The following is a 20,071-nucleotide window of genomic DNA, read 5'->3' on the forward strand; positions in this document are numbered from 1 at the left end:
CCATCGCCAAAAAAAGAAATCCTATTCGGAATTATCGGCTGCAAACTTTCGCAATATTAGCCTCGGAAGCCGAACCATGAACGCGCACCGCGAATCTTTGTCACCCGTACCCGACTGGGTGCAGCCGCCCTTTGCGCCCCCCACGTGGCCGCGCGCCGACACCATGCGCGCGCTGCCGCCACGCCACCGGGCAGCCGAGACCGCGTTGCTGCCCGCCCTGCTGGAGCTGGCCCACCTGCCCGATGCGCAGCGCGAGCGGGTCGCCGCCCTGGCCCAACGGCTCGCCGGTGCGCTGCGCGCCCGGGCACCCCAGGCGGGACGGGAGGGGCTGGTGCAAGCGCTGCTGCAGGAGTACGCGCTGTCCTCCCAGGAAGGCGTGGCCCTGATGTGTCTGGCCGAGGCCCTGCTGCGCATCCCGGACGCCGCCACGCGCGACGCGCTCATCCGCGACAAGATCGGCCGCGGCGATTGGCGTGCGCACCTGGGCCGCAGCCCATCGCTGTTCGTCAACGCCGCCACCTGGGGCCTGCTGCTGACGGGCAAACTCACCGCCACCCACAGCGAAGATGGGCTGGGCAGCGCGCTGGCGCGGCTGCTGCGCCGTGGTGGTGAGCCGCTGGTGCGCCAAGGGGTGGATCTGGCCATGCGCCTGATGGGCGAACAATTCGTCATGGGCGAGACGATCGAAGGCGCCCTGCGCCGTGCGCAGCGGCGCGAGGCGCAGGGCTTTCGCTACTCCTACGACATGCTGGGTGAAGCGGCGTTGACCGCCGACGACGCACAGCGCTATTTCGAGGCCTACCGCCACGCGACCGACGCGATCGGCGCGGCCAACGCGGGCCGAGGCGTCATCGACGGCCCCGGCGTGTCGATCAAGCTGTCGGCCTTGCACCCGCGCTACAGCCGCGCGCAATATGCTCGCGTCATGGAGGAGCTCTACCCGCGCCTGCTGGCGCTGGCGCAGGCCGCGCGTGCCGTGGATATCGGCCTGCACATCGACGCCGAGGAAAGCGAGCGGCTCGAACTCTCGCTCGACCTGCTCGAGCGCCTGTGCCACGAGCCGACCCTGGCGGGCTGGAACGGTATCGGCTTCGTCATCCAGGCCTATCAGAAGCGTGCCCCGGCGGTGGTGGACCATGTCATCGCGCTGGCGCGACGCAGCGGCCACCGGCTGCTGGTGCGCTTGGTCAAGGGCGCGTATTGGGACAGCGAAATCAAGCGCGCGCAACTCGACGGCCTGGACTACCCGGTCTATACCCGCAAAGCGTACACGGACGTGTCCTACCTGGCGTGCGCACGCCGGCTGCTGGCGGCACCCGACGCGGTGTTTCCGCAGTTTGCCACCCACAACGCGCACACGCTCGCCGCCATCCACGAGATGGCCGATCCCTCGACGTGGCACCCGCAGCAGTACGAGTTTCAGTGCCTGCATGGCATGGGCGAGCCGCTGTACGAGCAGGTCGTCGCGCCGCCCAGCGCGGGCGGTCTGGGACGGCCGTGCCGCATCTACGCGCCGGTGGGTACCCACGAGACGCTGCTGGCCTATTTGGTGCGGCGGCTGCTGGAAAACGGCGCCAACACCTCGTTCGTGCACCGCGTCGCCGACCCGGCCATTCCGTTGGAGGCACTGACCGAAGATCCGGTGGCCACCGTGCAGGCGTGGGCCGCGGCCGAGGGGCAAGTCGGCCGACCGCACCCCCACATTCCCGCCCCGGCGGCACTCTACGGCGGCGCGCGGGCCAACAGCGCCGGGCTGGATCTGGCCGACGAGGCCGCACTGGCCATGCTGCAACAAGCGCTCACCGACAGCCGCCGTGCGCCGCTGCAGGCGCAGGCGCTGCTGGCCGATGGGGCCACCCCCAGCGGCCCCGCGCGCACGGTGCGCAACCCCGCGCGCCACGCCGACGTCGTCGGGGTGGTCCACGAAGCCAGCGCGGACGATGCGCGCACGGCCCTGCACGCCGCCGCGCGGGCCGCGGCCACCTGGGCCCACACGCCGCCCGCGCAGCGTGCGGCGGTGTTGCGCGCCGCCGCCGACCGGCTGCAAGCCGATCTGCCGGGCTGCGTGGCCCTGCTGATGCGCGAAGCGGGCAAGACCGCCGCCAACGCCGTGGCCGAGGTCCGCGAGGCGATCGACTTCTTGCGCTACTACGCCGCCCAAATCACCGACGCCCATTGGCCAGCCGACGCGCCCGTCCTCGGCCCCGTGGTCTGCATCAGCCCGTGGAACTTTCCGCTGGCGATCTTCACCGGCCAGATTGCGGCCGCACTGGCCGCGGGCAACCCCGTGGTGGCCAAACCGGCGGAGCAAACGCCCCTGATCGCCGCGCGCATGACCGCGTGGCTGCACGACGCAGGGGTGCCGCGCGACGTGTTGCAACTGCTGCCGGGCGCGGGCGAGACGGTGGGCGCGGCGCTGGTGGCCGACCCGGCGACGGCGGGCGTGCTGTTCACCGGCTCCACCGAGGTCGCGCGGCTGCTGCAGCGCTCGCTGGCCCAGCGGGTGGCGCGCGACCCGGACGGCCGCGTGCGACCCGTGCCGCTGGTGGCCGAGACGGGCGGCCAAAACGCCATGGTGGTCGACACCTCGGCCCTGCCGGAGCAGGTGGTGCAAGACGTCCTCACCTCCGCCTTCGACAGCGCGGGGCAGCGCTGCTCGGCCCTACGCGTGCTGTGCGTGCAAGAGGAGGCGGCCGACCGCATCCTGACCATGCTGCGCGGCGCGATGGCCGAGCTGCGCGTGGACGACCCGGGGCGGCTGGCCACCGATGTCGGGCCGGTCATCGACGCGGCAGCGCGCGACGGCATCCTGCGCCATATCGAGGCGATGCGCGCGCGCGGCTACCCGGTGTGGCAAGTCCCGCTGCCACCGCAGGCAGGGGCCGGGACCTTCGTGCCGCCCACCGTGATCGAGCTGCCTGGACTCACGTTGCCCACGCGCGAGGTCTTCGGCCCCGTGCTGCACGTGGTGCGCTGGCGACGCGAGCAACTGGGCGAGCTCGTCGAGGCCATCCACGCCACCGGCTACGGACTGACGTTTGGCGTGCACAGCCGCATCGACGAGACCATCGAGCACCTGACCCACACCGTGCGCGCGGGCAATCACTACGTCAACCGCAACATGGTGGGCGCCGTGGTGGGCGTGCAACCATTCGGCGGCGAGGGGCTGTCGGGCACCGGACCGAAGGCAGGCGGCCCCCTGTATCTGTACCGGCTGCTGGCACGCGCCCCCGCGGATGCCGTGACACGCGCCCTGGCGTTTGCGGGCGCGCCACAACCCGAGGACTGGCGCACGCCGCTGCTGCTGCGTGGCCCCACTGGGCAGCGCGACGAATACCGGCTGCTGCCCCGCCAGCGCGTGCTGTGCGTGGCCAGCGACGCCAGCGTGCGCCAAGCCATGCAAGCGCGGGTGCGCGCCACGGGTGGGGAGCCGACCGAGGACGGGGCCAGCGACTTCGACGCCGTGCTGTTCGACGGGGATGCGAGCGCGCTGATCGACGTGCAGCAGCGGATCGCAGTCCGTGTCGGCCCGGTCATCCCGGTTCAGGCGTGGCAAGGAGCGGACACCCTGCCGCCCGGGTTGCTTGCCGAGCGCAGCGTCAGCACCAACACCGCCGCGGCGGGCGGCAATGCGAGTCTGATGACGCTGACCTGATCACGCCACGCGGGGGCGGTACGCGATCCCGAGCTCCCGCATTACCGCGGCTCGGTGGGCGGCGGTCGGCGACCGAAGATGGCACTGCCGACCCGCACCATCGTGCTGCCTTCGGAGATGGCGGCCTCCAGATCGTCGCTCATCCCCATCGAGAGGGTGTCGAACCCGTCTGGGTTGCCCAGGCCCGCACGAACCTCGGCAAACAGCGCTGCCACGCGCGCAAAGACCGCCCGCATCGCGGTGGGCGTGGGTTGCGGGTCGGGGATGGCCATCAGGCCACGCAGCCGCAAGCGCGGCAGCGCCACCACCGCGCGCGCCAGCGCCAGCGCCTCGTGCGACGCCACGCCGGCTTTCGTGGCCGCCCCATCGACGTTGACCTGCAGGCACACCTGCAGCGGCGGCCGGTGCGCCGGGCGCTGCTCGCTCAGGCGCTGGGCAATCTTGAGCCGATCGATTGACTGCACCCAATCGAACGACTCGGCCACGAGCCGCGTCTTGTTGCTCTGCAGCGGCCCGATGCAGTGCCACTCCAGCCCCTCGATGCCGCGCGCACGCACGGCATCGATCTTGGCCACCCCCTCTTGCACATAGTTTTCGCCGAAGGCGCGCTGTCCGGCCGCGTGGGCCTCGGCAACGGCGTCGGGACCAAACGTCTTGGAGACGGCCAGCAGCCGCACCGACGCCGGATCGCGCCCATGGCGCAGGCAGGCCTGTTGGATGCGCGCACGCACGGCTTGGAGGTTGGCGGCGATCGTTGCCATAATCGGAACAAATGGATGTGACACAACTGCTGGCCTTCGCGGTCAAAAACAAGGCATCGGACTTGCATCTGTCGGCGGGCCTGCCGCCGATGATACGGGTGCACGGCGACGTGCGGCGCATCAATGTCGAGCCGCTGGACCACAAACAGGTGCACGGCATGGTGTACGACATCATGACCGATGCCCAGCGCAAGGCGTACGAGGAGTTCCTGGAATGCGACTTCTCGTTCGAGATCGCGGGGCTGTCGCGCTTTCGGGTCAATGCGTTCAACCAGCACCGCGGCGCCGCTGCCGTGTTTCGCACCATTCCCTCCAAGGTGTTGACGCTGGAGGACTTGAACTGCCCGCGCATCTTCGCCGACCTGGCCATGAAGCCGCGCGGGCTGGTGCTGGTCACCGGGCCCACCGGCTCGGGCAAATCGACCACGCTGGCGGCCATGGTCAACCACCGCAACGAAAACGACGCCGGGCACATCCTGACGATCGAGGATCCGATCGAATTCGTGCACGAACCCAAGAAGTGCCTGATCAACCAGCGCGAGGTCGGGCCGATGACCCACTCGTTCTCGGCTGCGCTGCGCTCGGCGCTGCGCGAAGACCCGGACGTGATCCTGGTGGGCGAAATGCGTGACCTGGAGACCATCCGGCTGGCGATGACCGCCGCCGAAACCGGTCACCTCGTCTTCGGCACCCTGCACACGTCGAGCGCGGCCAAAACCATCGACCGTATCGTGGACGTGTTCCCGGCCGAAGAAAAGGACATGATCCGCACCATGCTGTCCGAGTCGCTGGTGGCGGTGATCTCGCAGACCCTGCTCAAGACGGCCGATGGCAAAGGCCGGGTGGCCGCGCACGAGATCATGGTGGGCACGCCCGCCATCCGCAACCTGATCCGGGAAAACAAGGTGGCGCAGATGTACTCGGCCATCCAGACCGGGCAGCAGCACGGCATGCAGACGCTGGACCAGGCACTCATCGAACTGGTGCGGCGCAACGTGGTGACGGCCCAGGAAGCGCGCAGCAAAGCCAAGATCCCGGACAATTTCCCCGTCTGACGGCCTGCCGGCCAGGAGCGCGCCATGGAACGCGATCAAGCAAGCAACTTCATCCACGAACTGCTGCGGCTGCTGGTCAGCCGCAACGGCAGCGACCTGTTTCTGACGGCCGACTTCCCACCGGCGATCAAGGTCGACGGGGCCATCACGCGCGTGTCGCCGCAGCCACTGACCGGCCAACACACACAGGCGCTGGCGCGCGCCATCATGAACGACAAGCAGGCGGCCGAGTTCGAGCGCACCAAGGAGTGCAACTTCGCCATCGCGCCGGCCGGCATCGGGCGTTTTCGCGTCAACGCCTTCGTGCAAATGGGCAAGGTGGGGCTGGTGTTGCGCACCATCCGGTCGCGCATCCCGACCATCGACGAACTCGGCCTGCCGCAGGTCCTCAAGCAGCTGGCGCTGGCCAAGCGCGGCATCTGCATCGTCGTCGGCGGCACGGGCACCGGCAAATCCACCACACTGGCGGCGATGGTCGATTGGCGCAACGAGCACACGCACGAGCACATCGTCACCATCGAGGATCCGGTGGAGTTCGTCCACACCCACAAAAACTGTATCGTCACCCAGCGCGAGATCGGCATCGACACCGACAACTGGGAAATCGCGCTCAAGAACTCGCTGCGGCAGGCACCCAACGTCATCCTCATGGGCGAGATCCGCGACCGCGAAACCATGGAGCACGCGATCGCGTTTTCCGAAACCGGCCACCTGTGCCTGGCCACGCTGCACGCCAACAGCGCCAACCAGGCGATGGAGCGCATCATCAACTTCTTCCCGCAGGACCGTCACGCGCAATTGCTCAAGGACGTCTCGCTCAACCTACGCGGCATGGTGGCACAGCGACTGCTGCCACGCGAGGATGGCAAGGGGCGCGTGGCCATCGTCGAAGTGCTGCTCAACAGCGCCCTGATCGCCGACCTCATCATGAAGGGCGAGATCCACGAGATCAAGGAAGTGATGAAGCGCAGCACCGAGGTCGGGATGCAAACCTTCGACCAAGCGCTGTTCGATGCTTTCGAGGCGCGCCAGATTTCCTACGAAGACGCGGTGCGCAACGCCGACTCGCAAAACGACATCAAGCTGCGCATCAAGCTGGAGAGCCAGCGCGCCCGCAACAGCGACCTGGCGGCCGGCACCGAACACTTGCAAATCGTCTGACCCCCACCCCATGTCCCCGACCGTTCAACCCAAACCCAGCTACGAACCCATCGCCTCGCATCGTGTCGCCTTTTTGGGACTGGGCGTCATGGGCTACCCGATGGCGGCGCACCTGGCGCTGGCCGGCCACCGCGTGACGGTCTACAACCGCACGGCGTCCAAGGCCGAGGCATTCGTTCAGGCCTTCCGACACCTGGGTGTCGCCGCAGCAGCGACGCCGCGCGAGGCCGCCGCCGGGGCCGAGCTGGTCTTTGCCTGCGTCGGCAACGACGACGATCTGCGCCAGGTCACGCTGGGTGAGCACGGCGCCTTCGCCGGCATGGCGCCCGAGGCGATCTTCGTCGATCACACGACGGCGTCGGCCGAAGTGGCGCGCGAACTCGACGCGCAAGCGCGCGCGCGGGGCTTGCACTTCATCGACGCGCCCGTCTCCGGCGGTCAGGCAGGGGCCGAAAATGGCGTGCTCACCGTCATGTGCGGCGGCGATGTGCAGGCGTTCGAGCGCGCCCGCCCGGTCATCGCTGCCTACGCACGCGCGGTCACGCGCATCGGCGACAGCGGTGCCGGCCAGTTGGCCAAGATGGTGAATCAGATTTGCATCGCGGGTCTGGTGCAGGGACTGGCCGAAGCCATCGCCTTCGGGCAGCGCGCTGGCTTGGACATGCCACTGGTGCTGGACGTGATCGGCAAGGGCGCCGCCCAGAGCTGGCAGATGGACAACCGGGGCAAGACCATGGTCGAGGACCGCTTCGACTTTGGTTTTGCCGTGGACTGGATGCGCAAAGACCTCGCGCTCGTGCTGCAGGAGGCGCGCCGCAACGGCGCGCGTCTGCCCGTGACGGCGCTGGTGGACCAGTTTTACGGCGATATCCAGCAAATGGGTGGCGGCCGCTGGGACACGTCCAGCCTGATCCGGCGCCTGCGCTGAAACCCACCGATCCGCCCGCCGGGCGTCACTGGGGCGGCGTGGCCGGGGTGTTTTGCGGGGGCGGGGGCGGCTGCAACCGCGCCAGCTCGGCCTCGCTGATGATTTCGAACACCCGCACGACGCGCTGCACACCGGGCACGGTGCGCACCACCTCGGCGGCGCGGTTGGCCTCGCGCTGCGTGACCAGCCCCATCAGATAGACGGTGCCGCGCTCGGTCACGACCTTGAACGCGTTGGCCTGCAGGTCCTTGGCGTCGAGCAGCGCGGCCTTGACCCGTGCCGTCACCAGCGCATCGGCGGAACGCGCGCTCAGCGACGGCGACCCCATGACCGCCAACTCATCGACCACGGCCACGACATTTTCAACGCCCTGCACGACGCGCAGCACCGTCTGGCGATCGGCCTCGCTGGCAATCTCGCCAGTCAGCAGCACGCGCCGGTTGAAGCTGGTGACGTTGATGCGGCCACGCTCGCCGAGCTGCTCGCGCAGCCGGTTGGCGGCCTTGAGCTCAATGGCCTGATCTTCGAGCTGGGCACCACTGGTGCGGCGATCGGTGGCCACCAGCACCGTGCCGCCCACGGCGGCACTCACCACCAACGGGGCACAGCCCGACAACGGTGCCAGCAGCGCTGCCGCGGACAACGCGGTCAGCGCAAACCGCCAAGCCAAGGGTCTGCCAAGCGTGAAGGCGTGTTTCATGGTTCGAGGATCTCCGCTTCGGTTTCTTCACCCAACAATTGCACGTCGATGGCGTCGCCGATGGCATGCAGCGCTACCAGGTGTGCCTCGTGCACGCGCGCCGGTCGCTCGGTCGGCACTGCGACCAAGACGTCGGTCGGCCGCAGCACATCGGCCAGCACACCGGGCCGCGCACTGGCCAGCAGCACCACGGTCATCTCGCGCTCGTGCGCGGCTTCGATCGCCGCCAGCGCATCGGGCGCGTCGGGGACGGCCGAAATGACCAAAAGGGTATCACCGGGCAGGCCCAACGCGCGCAACTGACGCACGATGGGCGAGGCGCCGGGCGGTGCACCCATGGGCACCGAGGTCGTGAGGGCCGGATCGACCCCCAGCGCCAGTGCCGCCAGCTCGGGGCGCTCGCGCTCGAAACGCCCCACCATCTGGGCGACGAACGACTGTGCCAGTGCGGCCGACACGCCCGTACCCCACACCAGCACCTTACCGCCCGCGGTCAGGCTGGCCAGCAGGGCGCCCACCGCCGCCTCCAGCGCCGGGCCCACGGCCTGCGCGCACTGGTACTGCAAATCGGCGCCGTCGACGAGGTGTTGCTGGATGCGGTGCAAAAGCATGGGGGGCAATCTTATCGGGTTGCGGCGTCAGTCCCAGCCAGTGGCATCGAAAGCGCCGCGCAACCATTCGATGCGAGGCGGCTCGGGCCCCTCCAGTTCCCCGTCGATCACCACGACGTCGAACCGGCACCGCGGCACGTGTGACAAGCGGGCCAAAAAATGGCGCGCGGCAAAAACGATGCGACGCTGCTTGACCCAGCCGACACTGGCCGCCGCCCCGCCGTGATCGGCGCGCGTGCGCTGACGCACCTCGACGAACACCAGCGTGCCGTCAGCCTCGGCCATAATGAGATCGACCTCGCCGCCGCCGCGGCCCGGGCTGCGCACGTTGCGTTGTACCAACCGCAGCCCATGCGCCTGCAGGTACTGCAGGGCCCGCGCTTCGGCGGCGTCGCCGCGCGCCTTGCCGCCCGGGCGGACCGGCGCCGATCGTCGATTGTCGTGAGTCGCCATCGTGAATACCCTCGCCGTGCCTGCCGCCACGCCTGCCATCGACCCCTCGCCGGGGGATACCCTCGGACGGCTGGCCGCATCCCAGCATTATCCCGTCGGCACCTTGTACGTCGTGGCCACGCCGATCGGCAACTTGGCCGACATCACCCTGCGCGCCCTGCACGTGCTGCGCCTGGTCGATGCCGTGGCCTGCGAGGACACGCGCCACTCGGCACGGCTGCTGCAGGCATACGGTCTGCAAGCGCCATTGCTGGCGGTGCACGAACACAACGAGGCGCGCGCGGCCGAGACCATCGTCGCGCGGCTGCAGCGGGGCGAGCGCATCGCCTACGTCAGCGACGCGGGCACCCCGGGCTTGAGCGACCCCGGGGCGCGCCTGTGCGCCGCGGTGCGCCGGGCCGGGCTGCGCACCGTGCCCGTGCCCGGTGCCAGCAGCGTCACCGCATTGCTCAGTGTGGCGGGCATCGCGGCGGGCACCGTCACCGTGGTGGGTTTTTTGCCCCCCAAAGGCGCGGCGCGCGCGCGTGCCTGGCAGCGCTGGCGCCACAGCGATACGGGCCTGGTGTTGCTGGAGGCACCGCACCGCATCGATACGCTGGCGGCCGAACTGGCCGAACTGGGCGAGCGCCCCGTCACCGTCGGGCGCGAGCTGACCAAACAGTTCGAAGACATCGTGACCCTGCCGTGCGCGGCGGTGCGCCAGTGGCTCGCGGCCGACCCCCAGCGGCGACGCGGCGAGTTCACGCTCGTCGTGCACCCGCTGGACGAGACGCCCCCCCGCGGCGAGGACGCGCTCGATGCGCAGGCCACGCGCGCGCTCGAGGTGCTGCTGCAAGAGCTGCCCCTCAAAACCGCGGCGCGGCTGGCCAGCACCCTCACCGGCGCGTCCCGGCACGCGCTGTACCAATGGGCTCTGTCGCGGCGCGCCGATGCGTCGCCCGACTGACACATATCCGTGCTACACCCGGCTGCGATGAAACGTCTGTCCCAATACTTTCTGCGGGGTCTGCTCGCCCTGCTGCCGATTGGCATCACGCTGTACCTGCTGACCGCGCTGGTGGTGTGGTCGGAGCAGCTCGCGCTGTCGCTGCTGCGCCCGGTGATCGGCGACTTCTATGTGCCCGGGCTGGGCCTGCTGCTGACCGCTGCGCTGGTGCTCGTGGTCGGCTTTCTGGTCTCGACACAAGCCACGGCCCGGCTGCTGGACTGGGTAGAGCTGCCCTTTACCAACCTGCCGGTGGTCAAGAGCATTTATGCCTCGCTCAAGACGTTTGCCGACTATTTTTCCCCGCAACGCCGCGAATCCGCGGCGCAGCAGGTCGTGATCCTGCGCCCCCCAGGCGCCGAATGGGAGGTGGTAGGCCTGGTCACGCGCCACCATCTGCAGGGGCTGCCGAGCGGCTTTCTGCCCGGCGACCGGGTGGCGGTGTACCTGCCCATGGGCTACATGATCGGGGGCTACACCCTGTTCGTGCCGCGCAGCTGGATCACTCCCATCGAGATGTCCGTCGAGGAGGCCATGCGCTCGGCGCTGATCGCCTGGATGACCAGCCCCGCCCGTACCGATGCCAACCCACCCGGGCGCCCCGCGCCTACCCATACCCCGCCTGCGCCATGAGCATTCGCAACCTCGATTTTCTGTTTTCACCGCGCCGGGTCGCGGTCTTTGGCGCCTCCGACCGCCCGGGGAGCGTCGGTGGCACCGTCTGGCGCAACCTGGCGCGTGGCTTCCAGGGGGTGCTCTTCGCCGTCAACCCGCGCCAGCCCGCGCTGGGTGTGCCCGTGGCGCGCGACCTAGACGACCTGCCCTGTGCGCCCGACCTGGCCGTCATCTGCACCCCGCCCGCCACCGTACCCGGGCTGATCGCGCGCCTGGGCGCGCGCGGCACGCGCGCCGCGGTGGTCGTGACCGCTGGCCTGGACGCGCGTCAGAAACAGGCCATGCTCGACGCCGCGCGCCGCCACACGCTGCGCATCCTGGGGCCCAACTGCATCGGTATGCTGGTGCCCCACCTTGGGCTCAACGCCAGCTTTGCGCATGCGGACGCTCAGCCGGGCCAGATTGCGTTCGTCTCGCAGTCGGGGGCGTTGGTGACGGCCGTACTCGACTGGGCCAACGACCGTGGCATCGGGTTTTCGCACTTCGTCTCGCTCGGTGAGCACGCGGACGTGGACTTCGGCGACATGCTCGACTACCTGGGCAGCGACGCGCGCACGCGCGCCATCCTGATGTACGTCGAGTCGATCACGGCGCCGCGCAAATTCATGTCGGCCGCGCGCGCCGCGGCGCGCAACAAGCCCGTCATCCTGGTCAAGGCCGGGCGCTCGGCGCAGGGCAGCCGCGCCGCGGCCTCGCACACGGGCGCGCTGGCCGGGTCGGATGACGTGTTCGACGCCGCCATCTCGCGCGCGGGCATGCTGCGCGTCAACACGTTGCATCAGTTGTTTCTGGCCGTGGAGCTGCTGGCGCGCTTCCGCGACAACCGCAGCGAGCGGCTGCTCATCTTGACCAACGGCGGTGGCGCGGGGGTGATGGCCGCCGACGCCGCCGCACACATGGGCGTGGAGCTCGCCACCCTGACCCCAGAAATGGTGGCGCGGCTCGACGCCGTGCTGCCCGGCAACTGGTCGCGCGCCAATCCGGTCGACATCATCGGCGACGCCCCTGCGCAGCGCTACGTGGATGCCCTGCGCATCCTGCGCGACGACCGCGACAGCGCCATTTTGTTCATCCAGGCCCCCACCGCCATCGTGCCCAGCGACGAGATCGCCCAAGCGGTGCTGCCGCTGGTGGCCGAGCGGCCGCCGCGCGTGCTGGGCTGCTGGTTGGGCCACGGCGCGGTGGCCGAGGCGCGGGCACGCTTTCGTGCCGCGGGTATCCCCGACTACCCCACGCCAGAAGAGGCGGTGCGCGCCTTTTCGTTCCTGCGCCAGTACCACCGGCACCAGGCAGAGCTGATGGAAACGCCGCCCGCGCTGCCTGCAGGGCTCGCGCTCGATCTGGAGGGCATTCGCCGCCTGGTGCGCCAAGCGCTGGACGACGGGCAGACCTGGCTCACGGAACCCCAGGCCAAGGAGCTGCTGCGCCTGGCGGGCATTCCCGTGCCCCCCATCCGCACGGTCGGCGCCGACCCGCAAGCGGCCGTCGATGCGGCCGAGGCGCTGGGCTACCCGGTCGTGCTCAAGATTCTGTCGGCCGACATCACGCACAAATCCGACGTGGGCGGCGTGCGGCTGGATCTGCACAACGCACAAGAAGTGCGCGAAGCCGCCGCCGCCATGCTGGCGCGCGTCGCGCAACGACGCCCCGATGCGCGCATCGACGGCTTTACCGTGCAGCCCATGGTGCGGCGCCGCGGCGCGCACGAGCTCATCGTCGGCGCCAGCATCGACCCGCTGTTTGGCCCCGTCATCCTGTTCGGGCAGGGTGGCACGGCGGTCGAGGTGGTGGCGGACCGGGCGCTGGCGCTGCCACCGCTGAACGTGGCGCTGGCCGAGTCGCTCATCGAGCGCACGCGCGTCGCTCGCCTGCTGCGCGGCTGGCGCGACGTGCCGCCGGCGCACCGCCCATCGATCCACACCGCGCTGCTGGCGGTCTCACAGTTGCTGGCCGACGTGCCCGAGATCGCGGAAATCGACATCAACCCGCTGCTCGTCGATGCCCAGGAGGCGATCGCCCTTGATGCGCGCGTGCGCGTCAGCCGCGACCGCCCTGGGGGCGCGGCGCACTTTGCCATCCGCCCCTACCCGCAGGAGCTGATCGAGACCCTCGACTGGCATGGCGAGACGCTGACGCTGCGCCCGATCCGCCCGGAGGACGAGGCACAGCACCTGGCCTTCCTGCAAAAGATGGATCCCGAGGACATCCGCCTGCGCATCTTCTACAGCCGCCGCAGCATCGAGCACAGCGAACTGGCGCGCCTGACACAAATCGACTACGACCGCGAGATGGCGTTCATCGCCACCCGCACCGGCCCCGACGGCCAACCGGAGACGATCGGCGTGGTGCGCGGCATCTGCGACCCGGACAACGAGACGGCCGAATACGGCATCCTGGTGCGCTCCGACCTCAAGGGCCGCGGGCTGGGGCGGCTGCTGATGGACAAACTCATCCGCTACCTGCGTGCGCACGGTACGCGCCGCATCGTGGGCACCGTGCTGCGCGAAAACAAAGGCATGCTGGCCTTGCTGGAAAAGCTGGGCTTCGCCATCACGCCCCACCCGGAAGACCCGGACCTGCGGCACGTCGAGCTGCCGCTGCAGCCCACGCACTGAACCCGCCGCGGCGCGTTCTTGCTACCGTGCCTCGACCGTTCGTCGGATTTTTGTTGCGGCGCAACAAAATGACTTGCGAATGTCACACAAATCCCTATACTTGGGCTCATGTTGCAGCGCAGCATGAACGGTCGGTGATCGAACCGGAACAGGGGAAACCACCAGGGAGGTTGCGCGCAATGGTCCTGTCGTCCATCCACCCATCCGCTCTCAAAGGAGTCTCACCATGATGACCGTCGAACAAATCCTCTCTCTGCACAAAAAGAACGTCGCCACCGCGTTCGATTTGGGTGAAAAAGCCCTGGCCGGTGTCGAAAAGCTCGCCGAGCTGAACCTGCAAACCGCCAAGACCCTGCTGGCTGAAAGCGCCGAGCACACCCAAGCCATGCTGTCCATCAAGGACATGCAAGACCTGGTCGCGCTGCAAAACGCGATGCTGCAGCCCATGGGCGAGAAGGCCGCGGCCTACAGCCGCCACCTGTATGACATCGCCTCCAGCCTGAGCGCCGAATTCGCCAAAGTGGCCGAAGGTCAGGCCGCCGAGGCGCAAAAGCAGTTCGTCAGCGCCCTCGACACAGCTGTCAAGAACGCCCCGCAGGGCACCGAGCCGGCCGTGGCCGCGATGAAAAACGCCGTCTCGACCGCCGCCGCTGCCATGGAGTCGGTGCAAAAAGCCGTCAAGCAAGCCACCGAGCTGGCCGAGGCCAACCTGAAGGCCGTCGCCACCACCGCGGTCAATGCCACCAAGGCCCCGCGCAGCACCGCTGCCAAGGCCTGAACGACCCCGTGCCGGCCTCCCGCACAGCGGGGGGCTTGACGCGACCGAGACACCCCGCCCCCCTAGGTGGCGGGGTGTCGCCTTTTGGGGGCCCCGCATAATCGGGGCTGTTCCCTTCACCCCCATTCGCCTCGAGGAGTTTTTGACATGGGTATCGACACCATCGGCATCATTGGCGCCGGCACCATGGGCAACGGCATCGCCCAGGTGTGCGCCACCAGCGGCCTGTCCGTCGTGATGGTCGACATCAGCGACGCCGCCGTGCAAAAGGGCTTGGCCACCATCCAGGGCAGCCTGGATCGCCTGCTCAAGAAAGAAAAGATTTCCGCTGCCGACAAAGACGCCGCCCTCGCGCGCATCCGCCCCTCGACGCGCTACGAAGACCTGCAGGGCGCGCAGCTCGTCGTGGAAGCCGCTACCGAAAACCTCGAACTCAAGATCAAGATCCTGCGCCAGCTCGACCAGCTGCTCGCGCCAGAGGTGATCGTGGCCACCAACACGAGCTCGATCAGCATCACGCAGCTGGCCGCTGTCACCGGCCGTGCCGAGCGCTTCATCGGCATGCACTTTTTCAACCCGGTGCCGGTGATGGCGCTGGTGGAGATCATCCGTGGCCTGCAAACCAGCGACGCCACGCACGATGCGGTACGCGAACTGGCGCTGCGCCTGGGCAAGACGCCCATCACGGTCAAGAACTCGCCCGGCTTCGTGGTCAACCGCATCCTGGTGCCGATGATCAACGAGGCCTTCTTCGTGCTGGCCGAGGGCCTGGCCAGCCCCGAGGACATCGACGCCGGCATGAAGCTGGGCTGCAACCACCCCATTGGCCCGCTGGCGCTGGCCGACATGATCGGGCTAGATGTCTGTCTGGCGGTGATGAACGTGTACTTCGCCGAGTTCAACGACAGCAAATACCGGCCCTGCCCGCTGCTCAAGGAAATGGTAGCCGCCGGCTACCTGGGTCGCAAGACCGGCCGCGGGGTCTACACCTACGCCTGAGCGGTCGGCGCAGGGGCATCGGAGACGAAGTGTCCCGACTTGCCCCCGCGCTTTTCGAGCAGGCGCACGTCAGTGATCGACATGCCGCGGTCGGCGGCCTTGCACATGTCGTAGATCGTCAGCAGGGCCACTTGCACCGCGGTCAGCGCCTCCATCTCCACCCCCGTCTGGCCCACGGTCTCGGCCGTGGCCTGCACGCGCACGGCGGGCCCCTCGGGCTCGAGGCCAAACTCGAGCGCCACCCGCGTCAGTGCGATCGGGTGGCACAAGGGAATCAAGTCGCTGGTACGCTTGGCGGCCATGATGCCCGCGATGCGCGCCACGCCCAGTACGTCGCCCTTCTTCGCGTGACCCTGCGCGATCAGCGCCAGCGTGCTGGGTAGCATGCGGATGCGCCCCTCGGCCACCGCCACGCGGTGGGTGGCGGCCTTGGCGCCCACATCCACCATGTGCGCTTGACCCTGGGGGTCGAAGTGTGTCAGCGGCGACGGTGCAACCGTCGAGTCGGCAATCGGGGCTTGGGACATGGCGAGCAGGGAATTCGAAACCGAGACGCGGCATCATACGAGGATGCGCCCCATGTTGCCCACTGGCTCTGACGCCGAACCGCTGCCCGGCCCGCGGCTGCGCCCAGCGTGCTGCCGCCGACGTGACTGGCTCGCCGCCGTGCTGCGCGGCGCCTTTGCCGGGGCCAGCGCGACGGCGCTGCTGCCGTGGCTGACGGCCGCAGGTGGCTCGGCGGCCCCTGGCGTCGCACACGCGCAGTCGCCCCTGCCCGCGCTGGGCGACGGCGGCGACATGACCCTGTCCGAAGAGCGTCGCCTGGGCGACCAGATTGCGCGCGCGATCTACCGCGACCCGGCCTACCTGGACGACGCGCCGCTGCACGACCATTTGCAGCGGCTTTGGCAACCCCTTTTTACCGCGGCCCGCCAGCGCGGCGAGCTGCCGGACGAGCTGGCCGAGCGCTACGCCTGGCGGCTGCTGCTGGCGCGCGACCGCACGGTCAACGCGTTTGCGCTGCCCGGAGGCTACCTGGGCATCCACCTCGGCCTCATCGGCGTAACGGGCAGCGCGGACGAGCTGGCCTCGGTGCTCGCGCACGAGCTCAGCCACGTCTCGCAGCGCCACATCGCACGGCTGCTGACGCGCCAGAGCCAGCAAGCCCCCTTGGTGCTGGCCGCCATGATTTTGGGGGCGCTGGCCGCCAGTGCCGCGCGCAATGCGGACATCGCCGGCGCCGCCATCGCCGGCGGACAAGCAGTGGCCGCACAGAGCCAGCTCAATTTCTCGCGCGACATGGAGCGCGAAGCCGACCGCATCGGGCTCGCCGTGCTGCAAGCCGCGGGCTTCGATGGGCAGGGCTTCCTCGGCATGTTCGACCGGCTGCAGCAGGCCGCGCGCCTCAACGACGACGGCAGTTTTCCGTACCTGCGCAGCCACCCCCTGACCACCGAGCGCATCGCCGATCTGCGCGCGCGCCTGCCCCTGCAGGCCCCGCCGGGCGCGCGGCCCGACGGCGCGAGTGGCATCTCCGCCACCGCGCACGCCTTCATGGCCGCGCGTGCCCGCGTGCTGGCCGACCCAACACCGGACCGGCTGCAGGCGCATGCCACGCTGCCCGCCGATATCCGCGAGCCAGACCGGCTGTACGCCGCGGTGCTGGCCCGCGCCTGGCGACGCGACAGCGTCGGCACCGTGCAAGCGCTGCCTGCCCTGCGCGCAGCAGCCGCCCGAGAAGCCGACGCCAAGCGCAGCGCCTCCCTCTTGGAGTTGGAAGTGCTGCTGATGCTGCACGACGATCCCCAACTGCCCGACGCCCAGCGCCGGGCGCTGCCCGAGCGGGTCGCCTGGGCGTTGGAAATGGGGCAACGGGCTGGCCTGCTGCTGGCCGCGCAGGCCGCGCCACGCGTCCCGGCTGACTTGCGCCAAGCGATCGACCGACGGTTGCAGGCGTGGTGTGTGCAGCACCCGCACGACGCCGGCGCATGGAGCGCCTGGGCGGCCGTCCTGCACGCGCAGGCGCAGCCGGTGCGCGCCACCCGCGCCGAGGGCGAGGCGCGCCTGGCATTGCTCGACCCTGCCGGCGCGCTGGACCGTTTCCGCGCTGCGCAGCGGCTGGCGCGCGAACAGGGCGCAACCGACCTGCTGGAGCTGTCGGTGCTGGACAGCCGCGCCCGGCATGCCGAAACCTTGCTGCGTGAGCAGTTGGCCGAAGCCACCCAACGCCGCTGACCCGACCGAGCCGCTAAGATCACGCCCCTCTTCCCCTCCGCACGAGTCGCATGGCAGGCATTCACATCACCGACATCGAGGCGGCGATCAACCACTGGCGCGCACGCCTCCCCTCCCCCGACGGCATCACGCTCGCGCCGCCGCTACGCGCGCTGGCCGAGGTCTACGCGCTGATGGTGTATTTCCACGAGGACGAGGCCGACGAACACACCATGCCGCGCGCGGCCTACGTGTCAGGTCCCGGACGATTACGTGGTTTGAAGATGAAAAGATCGGGGCGTTGAGGGTACCACTTTTTCAAGGCCTCCAGAGGTGTTATGTGTCCGATTGCCTTCTGGGGTAAATGATGGTTGTACAGCCAAACATAACGGGTCAAGGTAGTCTCGAGGTCCTCGGCGCTGTTGAAGTGATGGGTGGCAAGGACCTCGGCAATACGGCCGTTGAAGCGTTCGACCATGCCATTGGTCTGAGGGTGTCTGGGCTTGGTGAGGCGATGCTCGATGCCAAGGGCCTGGCAGAGCTGATCGAACTCGTGCTTCCCGGACGGTGCGCGCGCGCCTGAGGCGAAGAGGCGATCCGTGAACTCCTTGCCGTTGTCGGTGAGGATGTGCGTGATTCTGACCGGGCAGGTCTTGTGCAAGGCCTTCAGGAAGCTTCTGGCCGCGGCTGCGGTCTTGTTTGGCTTAATCTGGATGAAGACCCAACGGGTGGCGCGGTCAATGGCGACGAAGAGATAACGCCTCTGATGTTCGTCGGGCATCTGCGGCAGGTACTTGACGTCGATGTGCAGGTAGCCCGGCATGTAGGTCTTGAATGGCTTGGAAGCAGGCGCATCCTTGGCTTCACTGGGCAGTTGGGATAGGCCATGGCGCTTGAGCAGACGATACAGCCCAGAACGTGAGGCCCGGGGGTTGATGAACTCCCGTGTGACCACCAGCAGATCGTCAAGGGGTAGCTGGAGGGTCTTGCGCAGCTCCACCACCAAAAGCTCCTGCGCCGGGGTGAGCGTCGTCTGCAAACGATGCGCGGTATGCGGGCGATCTTCCACAAAGTCCCGACGCTTCCAGCGGCGGATGGTGTCTTCGGATACGCCCAACTCGGCTGCCAAGCCCCGGCGGCCACCCAAAGTGCTCCACTTATGGCCACCCAAATTGCTCCACCTGACCAGTGGTGTGACCTTGCCCGCGAGTTCCGGATCCCATAGCTGAGACCGTTACGCAGCCTGCCTTTTCTGGGCGGCAAGCCAAGCCCGTTCGAATTGCATCGGACTGACATAGCCCAACGACGAATGAAGCCGCCGGTGGTTGTAGAACGTCAGCCAGTCGACGATCTCGTCCATGGCGTCGCGCCGGGTCTTGAAGCGTTTGCCGTGCAGCCTGCCCACCTTGAGCGAGCCCCACAGGCTTTCCGTGGGCGCATTGTCCCAGCAGTTCCCCTTGCGACTCATCGAGCTGCGCATGCCGTAGCCGGTCAGCGCCTTCTGGAAGTCGGCACTGCAGTATTGGCTGCCGCGATCGCTGTGGCATATCAGTCCCGGCGGCGGATGGCGGCGGAACCAGGCCATGTGCAACGCGTCAATCACCAGCTCGCGCCGCATGTGCGGCTGCATCGACCAGCCCACGACCTGGCGGCTGAACAGGTCGATGATCACCGCCAGGTACAGCCAGCCCTCGTCGGTGGCCACATACGTGATGTCGCTCGTCCACACGGCGTTCGGCGTGGCCGGCTTGAACTGCCGATCCACAAGGTTCGGCGCCACCGGCAGCTTGTGGTTGCTGTCGGTCGTAGCCTTGAACTTGCGCTTGCCTCGGGCGCGGATGCCGTGCAGGCTCATGAGCTTGCGAACGCGCTCCTTACCCACCCGAATGCCGCGTGCCAGCAGTTCCTTCCAGATCCGCGGCCAGCCGTACTCGCCACGCGTTTCGGCATGGATCGCTCGGATATGAACCAGCAGAGCATCGTTGCTGATCCCACGTCGTGGTCGTGCCTGGCGCACACGGTGGTCGTGGTACCCACTGGGGCTCACCCCCAGAACTGCGCACGCCACCGACACGGGCCAGCGCTTGCGGTTACGCTCGATCCAGGCGTACTTCACCCCCGCTCCTTCGCGAAGTACGCCGTCGCTTTTCCCAGGATGTCGCGCTCCATCTTGACCCGCGCCAGCTCCGCGCGCAGCCTGGCGATCTCCATCTGCTCTGGGCTCACCGGCTTGCTTCCAGCCCCCGCCAGACGACCGTCTCGGTCCGCACGGATCCAGTTGTGCAGCGTCTGTTGCGCAATGCCCAGGATCTTCGCCGTCGCCGCCATGCTCTGGCCAGCCTTGACCAGCCTGACCGCTTCCAGCTTGAACTCCAGCGTGTAGCGCGCTCTCGTTGCCTTCGTCACTTCCGTTCTCCTTGCCTGTATTCAACCACTCAGCAAGGGATCCGGTTTCCAGGGGCAAGGTCAGTGACCTGATGC

16 protein-coding genes and 2 pseudogenes are annotated in these 20,071 nt (G+C 68.6%); 11 read left to right on the forward strand and 7 right to left on the reverse strand.

Features of this window, described 5'->3' with window-relative positions:
* Window positions 1-76: 76 nt before the first annotated feature.
* Window positions 77-3,655: a bifunctional proline dehydrogenase/L-glutamate gamma-semialdehyde dehydrogenase PutA gene (gene putA, locus ACPYIS_RS01995; protein WP_424858619.1), complete on the forward strand. Its 3,579-nt coding sequence runs from the start codon at window positions 77-79 to the stop codon at window positions 3,653-3,655.
* Window positions 3,656-3,696: 41 nt separating this feature from the next.
* On the opposite strand, the gene ACPYIS_RS02000 is transcribed toward putA, so the two are convergent.
* Window positions 3,697-4,416 carry a YggS family pyridoxal phosphate-dependent enzyme gene (locus ACPYIS_RS02000; RefSeq protein ID WP_424858618.1) on the reverse strand — a complete coding sequence of 240 codons (720 nt, stop codon included), beginning with the start codon at window positions 4,414-4,416 and terminating at the stop codon, window positions 3,697-3,699.
* Window positions 4,417-4,427: 11 nt separating this feature from the next.
* Here ACPYIS_RS02000 and ACPYIS_RS02005 point away from each other — a divergent pair, with 11 nt between their 5' ends.
* From ACPYIS_RS02005 to ACPYIS_RS02015, 3 genes are read left to right on the forward strand one after another with little or no spacing between them, the layout of a single operon-like run.
* Window positions 4,428-5,471 (forward strand): type IV pilus twitching motility protein PilT, encoded by a 1,044-nt coding sequence (locus tag ACPYIS_RS02005; protein ID WP_424858617.1) that lies wholly within the window; start codon window positions 4,428-4,430, stop codon window positions 5,469-5,471.
* A 24-nt stretch (window positions 5,472-5,495) separates the two neighbouring features.
* Window positions 5,496-6,632: a PilT/PilU family type 4a pilus ATPase gene (locus ACPYIS_RS02010; protein ID WP_424858616.1), complete on the forward strand. Its 1,137-nt coding sequence runs from the start codon at window positions 5,496-5,498 to the stop codon at window positions 6,630-6,632.
* Window positions 6,633-6,642: 10 nt separating this feature from the next.
* Window positions 6,643-7,560, forward strand: a complete 918-nt coding sequence (locus ACPYIS_RS02015; RefSeq protein ID WP_424858615.1) for an NAD(P)-dependent oxidoreductase — start codon at window positions 6,643-6,645, stop codon at window positions 7,558-7,560.
* 25 nt (window positions 7,561-7,585) lie between these two features.
* Here the strand turns inward: ACPYIS_RS02015 and ACPYIS_RS02020 are convergent, their stop codons facing one another.
* From ACPYIS_RS02020 to ACPYIS_RS02030, 3 genes are read right to left on the reverse strand one after another with little or no spacing between them, the layout of a single operon-like run.
* Window positions 7,586-8,260 carry a BON domain-containing protein gene (locus ACPYIS_RS02020; protein ID WP_424858614.1) on the reverse strand — a complete coding sequence of 225 codons (675 nt, stop codon included), beginning with the start codon at window positions 8,258-8,260 and terminating at the stop codon, window positions 7,586-7,588.
* Window positions 8,257-8,871: an SIS domain-containing protein gene (locus tag ACPYIS_RS02025; protein WP_424858613.1), complete on the reverse strand. Its 615-nt coding sequence runs from the start codon at window positions 8,869-8,871 to the stop codon at window positions 8,257-8,259. Before ACPYIS_RS02025 ends, ACPYIS_RS02020 begins: the two co-directional genes overlap by 4 nt.
* Before the next feature lie 27 nt (window positions 8,872-8,898).
* Window positions 8,899-9,324: a YraN family protein gene (locus ACPYIS_RS02030; RefSeq protein ID WP_424858612.1), complete on the reverse strand. Its 426-nt coding sequence runs from the start codon at window positions 9,322-9,324 to the stop codon at window positions 8,899-8,901.
* A 37-nt stretch (window positions 9,325-9,361) separates the two neighbouring features.
* Here ACPYIS_RS02030 and rsmI point away from each other — a divergent pair, with 37 nt between their 5' ends.
* The 5 genes from rsmI (at window position 9,362) to ACPYIS_RS02055 (ending at window position 15,376) form a co-directional block, all read left to right on the forward strand.
* A complete protein-coding gene (rsmI, locus tag ACPYIS_RS02035; protein ID WP_424860164.1) occupies window positions 9,362-10,270 on the forward strand; it encodes a 16S rRNA (cytidine(1402)-2'-O)-methyltransferase in 909 nt (302 codons plus the stop codon).
* 27 nt (window positions 10,271-10,297) lie between these two features.
* Entirely contained in the window at window positions 10,298-10,942 is a 645-nt protein-coding gene (locus tag ACPYIS_RS02040; protein WP_299022220.1) for a DUF502 domain-containing protein, read from the forward strand.
* Window positions 10,939-13,599, forward strand: coding sequence for a bifunctional acetate--CoA ligase family protein/GNAT family N-acetyltransferase (locus ACPYIS_RS02045; RefSeq protein WP_424858611.1), 2,661 nt, complete (start codon window positions 10,939-10,941; stop codon window positions 13,597-13,599). The genes ACPYIS_RS02040 and ACPYIS_RS02045 overlap by 4 nt, the downstream gene beginning before the upstream one ends.
* Window positions 13,600-13,825: 226 nt before the next feature.
* Window positions 13,826-14,377, forward strand: a complete 552-nt coding sequence (locus ACPYIS_RS02050; protein WP_299022226.1) for a phasin family protein — start codon at window positions 13,826-13,828, stop codon at window positions 14,375-14,377.
* A gap of 147 nt (window positions 14,378-14,524) precedes the next feature.
* A complete protein-coding gene (locus tag ACPYIS_RS02055; protein ID WP_424858610.1) occupies window positions 14,525-15,376 on the forward strand; it encodes a 3-hydroxybutyryl-CoA dehydrogenase in 852 nt (283 codons plus the stop codon).
* Here ACPYIS_RS02055 and moaC read toward each other — a convergent pair.
* Window positions 15,367-15,903, reverse strand: a complete 537-nt coding sequence (gene moaC / locus ACPYIS_RS02060) for a cyclic pyranopterin monophosphate synthase MoaC (protein ID WP_299019100.1) — start codon at window positions 15,901-15,903, stop codon at window positions 15,367-15,369. The two genes, ACPYIS_RS02055 and moaC, sit on opposite strands and share 10 nt — an antisense overlap.
* Window positions 15,904-15,955: 52 nt before the next feature.
* Here moaC and ACPYIS_RS02065 point away from each other — a divergent pair, with 52 nt between their 5' ends.
* Both ACPYIS_RS02065 and ACPYIS_RS02070 read left to right on the forward strand, forming a co-directional pair.
* The gene (locus tag ACPYIS_RS02065; RefSeq protein ID WP_299019102.1) at window positions 15,956-17,611 is read left to right on the forward strand and encodes a M48 family metalloprotease; all 1,656 of its coding nucleotides are present in this window, start codon (window positions 15,956-15,958) and stop codon (window positions 17,609-17,611) included.
* 50 nt (window positions 17,612-17,661) lie between these two features.
* Window positions 17,662-17,841 (forward strand): annotated as a pseudogene (locus tag ACPYIS_RS02070) (DUF3717 domain-containing protein); the annotation flags it as partial.
* Here ACPYIS_RS02070 and ACPYIS_RS02075 read toward each other — a convergent pair.
* Together ACPYIS_RS02075 and ACPYIS_RS02080 are read right to left on the reverse strand one after the other, a co-directional pair.
* Window positions 17,838-18,719 (reverse strand): annotated as a pseudogene (locus ACPYIS_RS02075) (IS481 family transposase); the annotation flags it as partial. The pseudogenes ACPYIS_RS02070 and ACPYIS_RS02075 sit on opposite strands and share 4 nt — an antisense overlap.
* 105 nt (window positions 18,720-18,824) lie before the next feature.
* Window positions 18,825-19,996, reverse strand: a protein-coding gene (locus ACPYIS_RS02080) for an IS3 family transposase (protein ID WP_424859250.1) whose coding sequence is annotated in 2 segments (ribosomal slippage) — window positions 18,825-19,741 and window positions 19,741-19,996 — 1,173 coding nt in all. Because the reading frame shifts where the segments join, the coding sequence is not laid out codon by codon here.
* Window positions 19,997-20,071 lie beyond the last annotated feature (75 nt).

Source organism: Tepidimonas sp. HKU78 (genome assembly GCF_049860815.1).
Taxonomy (GTDB): Bacteria; Pseudomonadota; Gammaproteobacteria; order Burkholderiales; family Burkholderiaceae_C; genus Tepidimonas.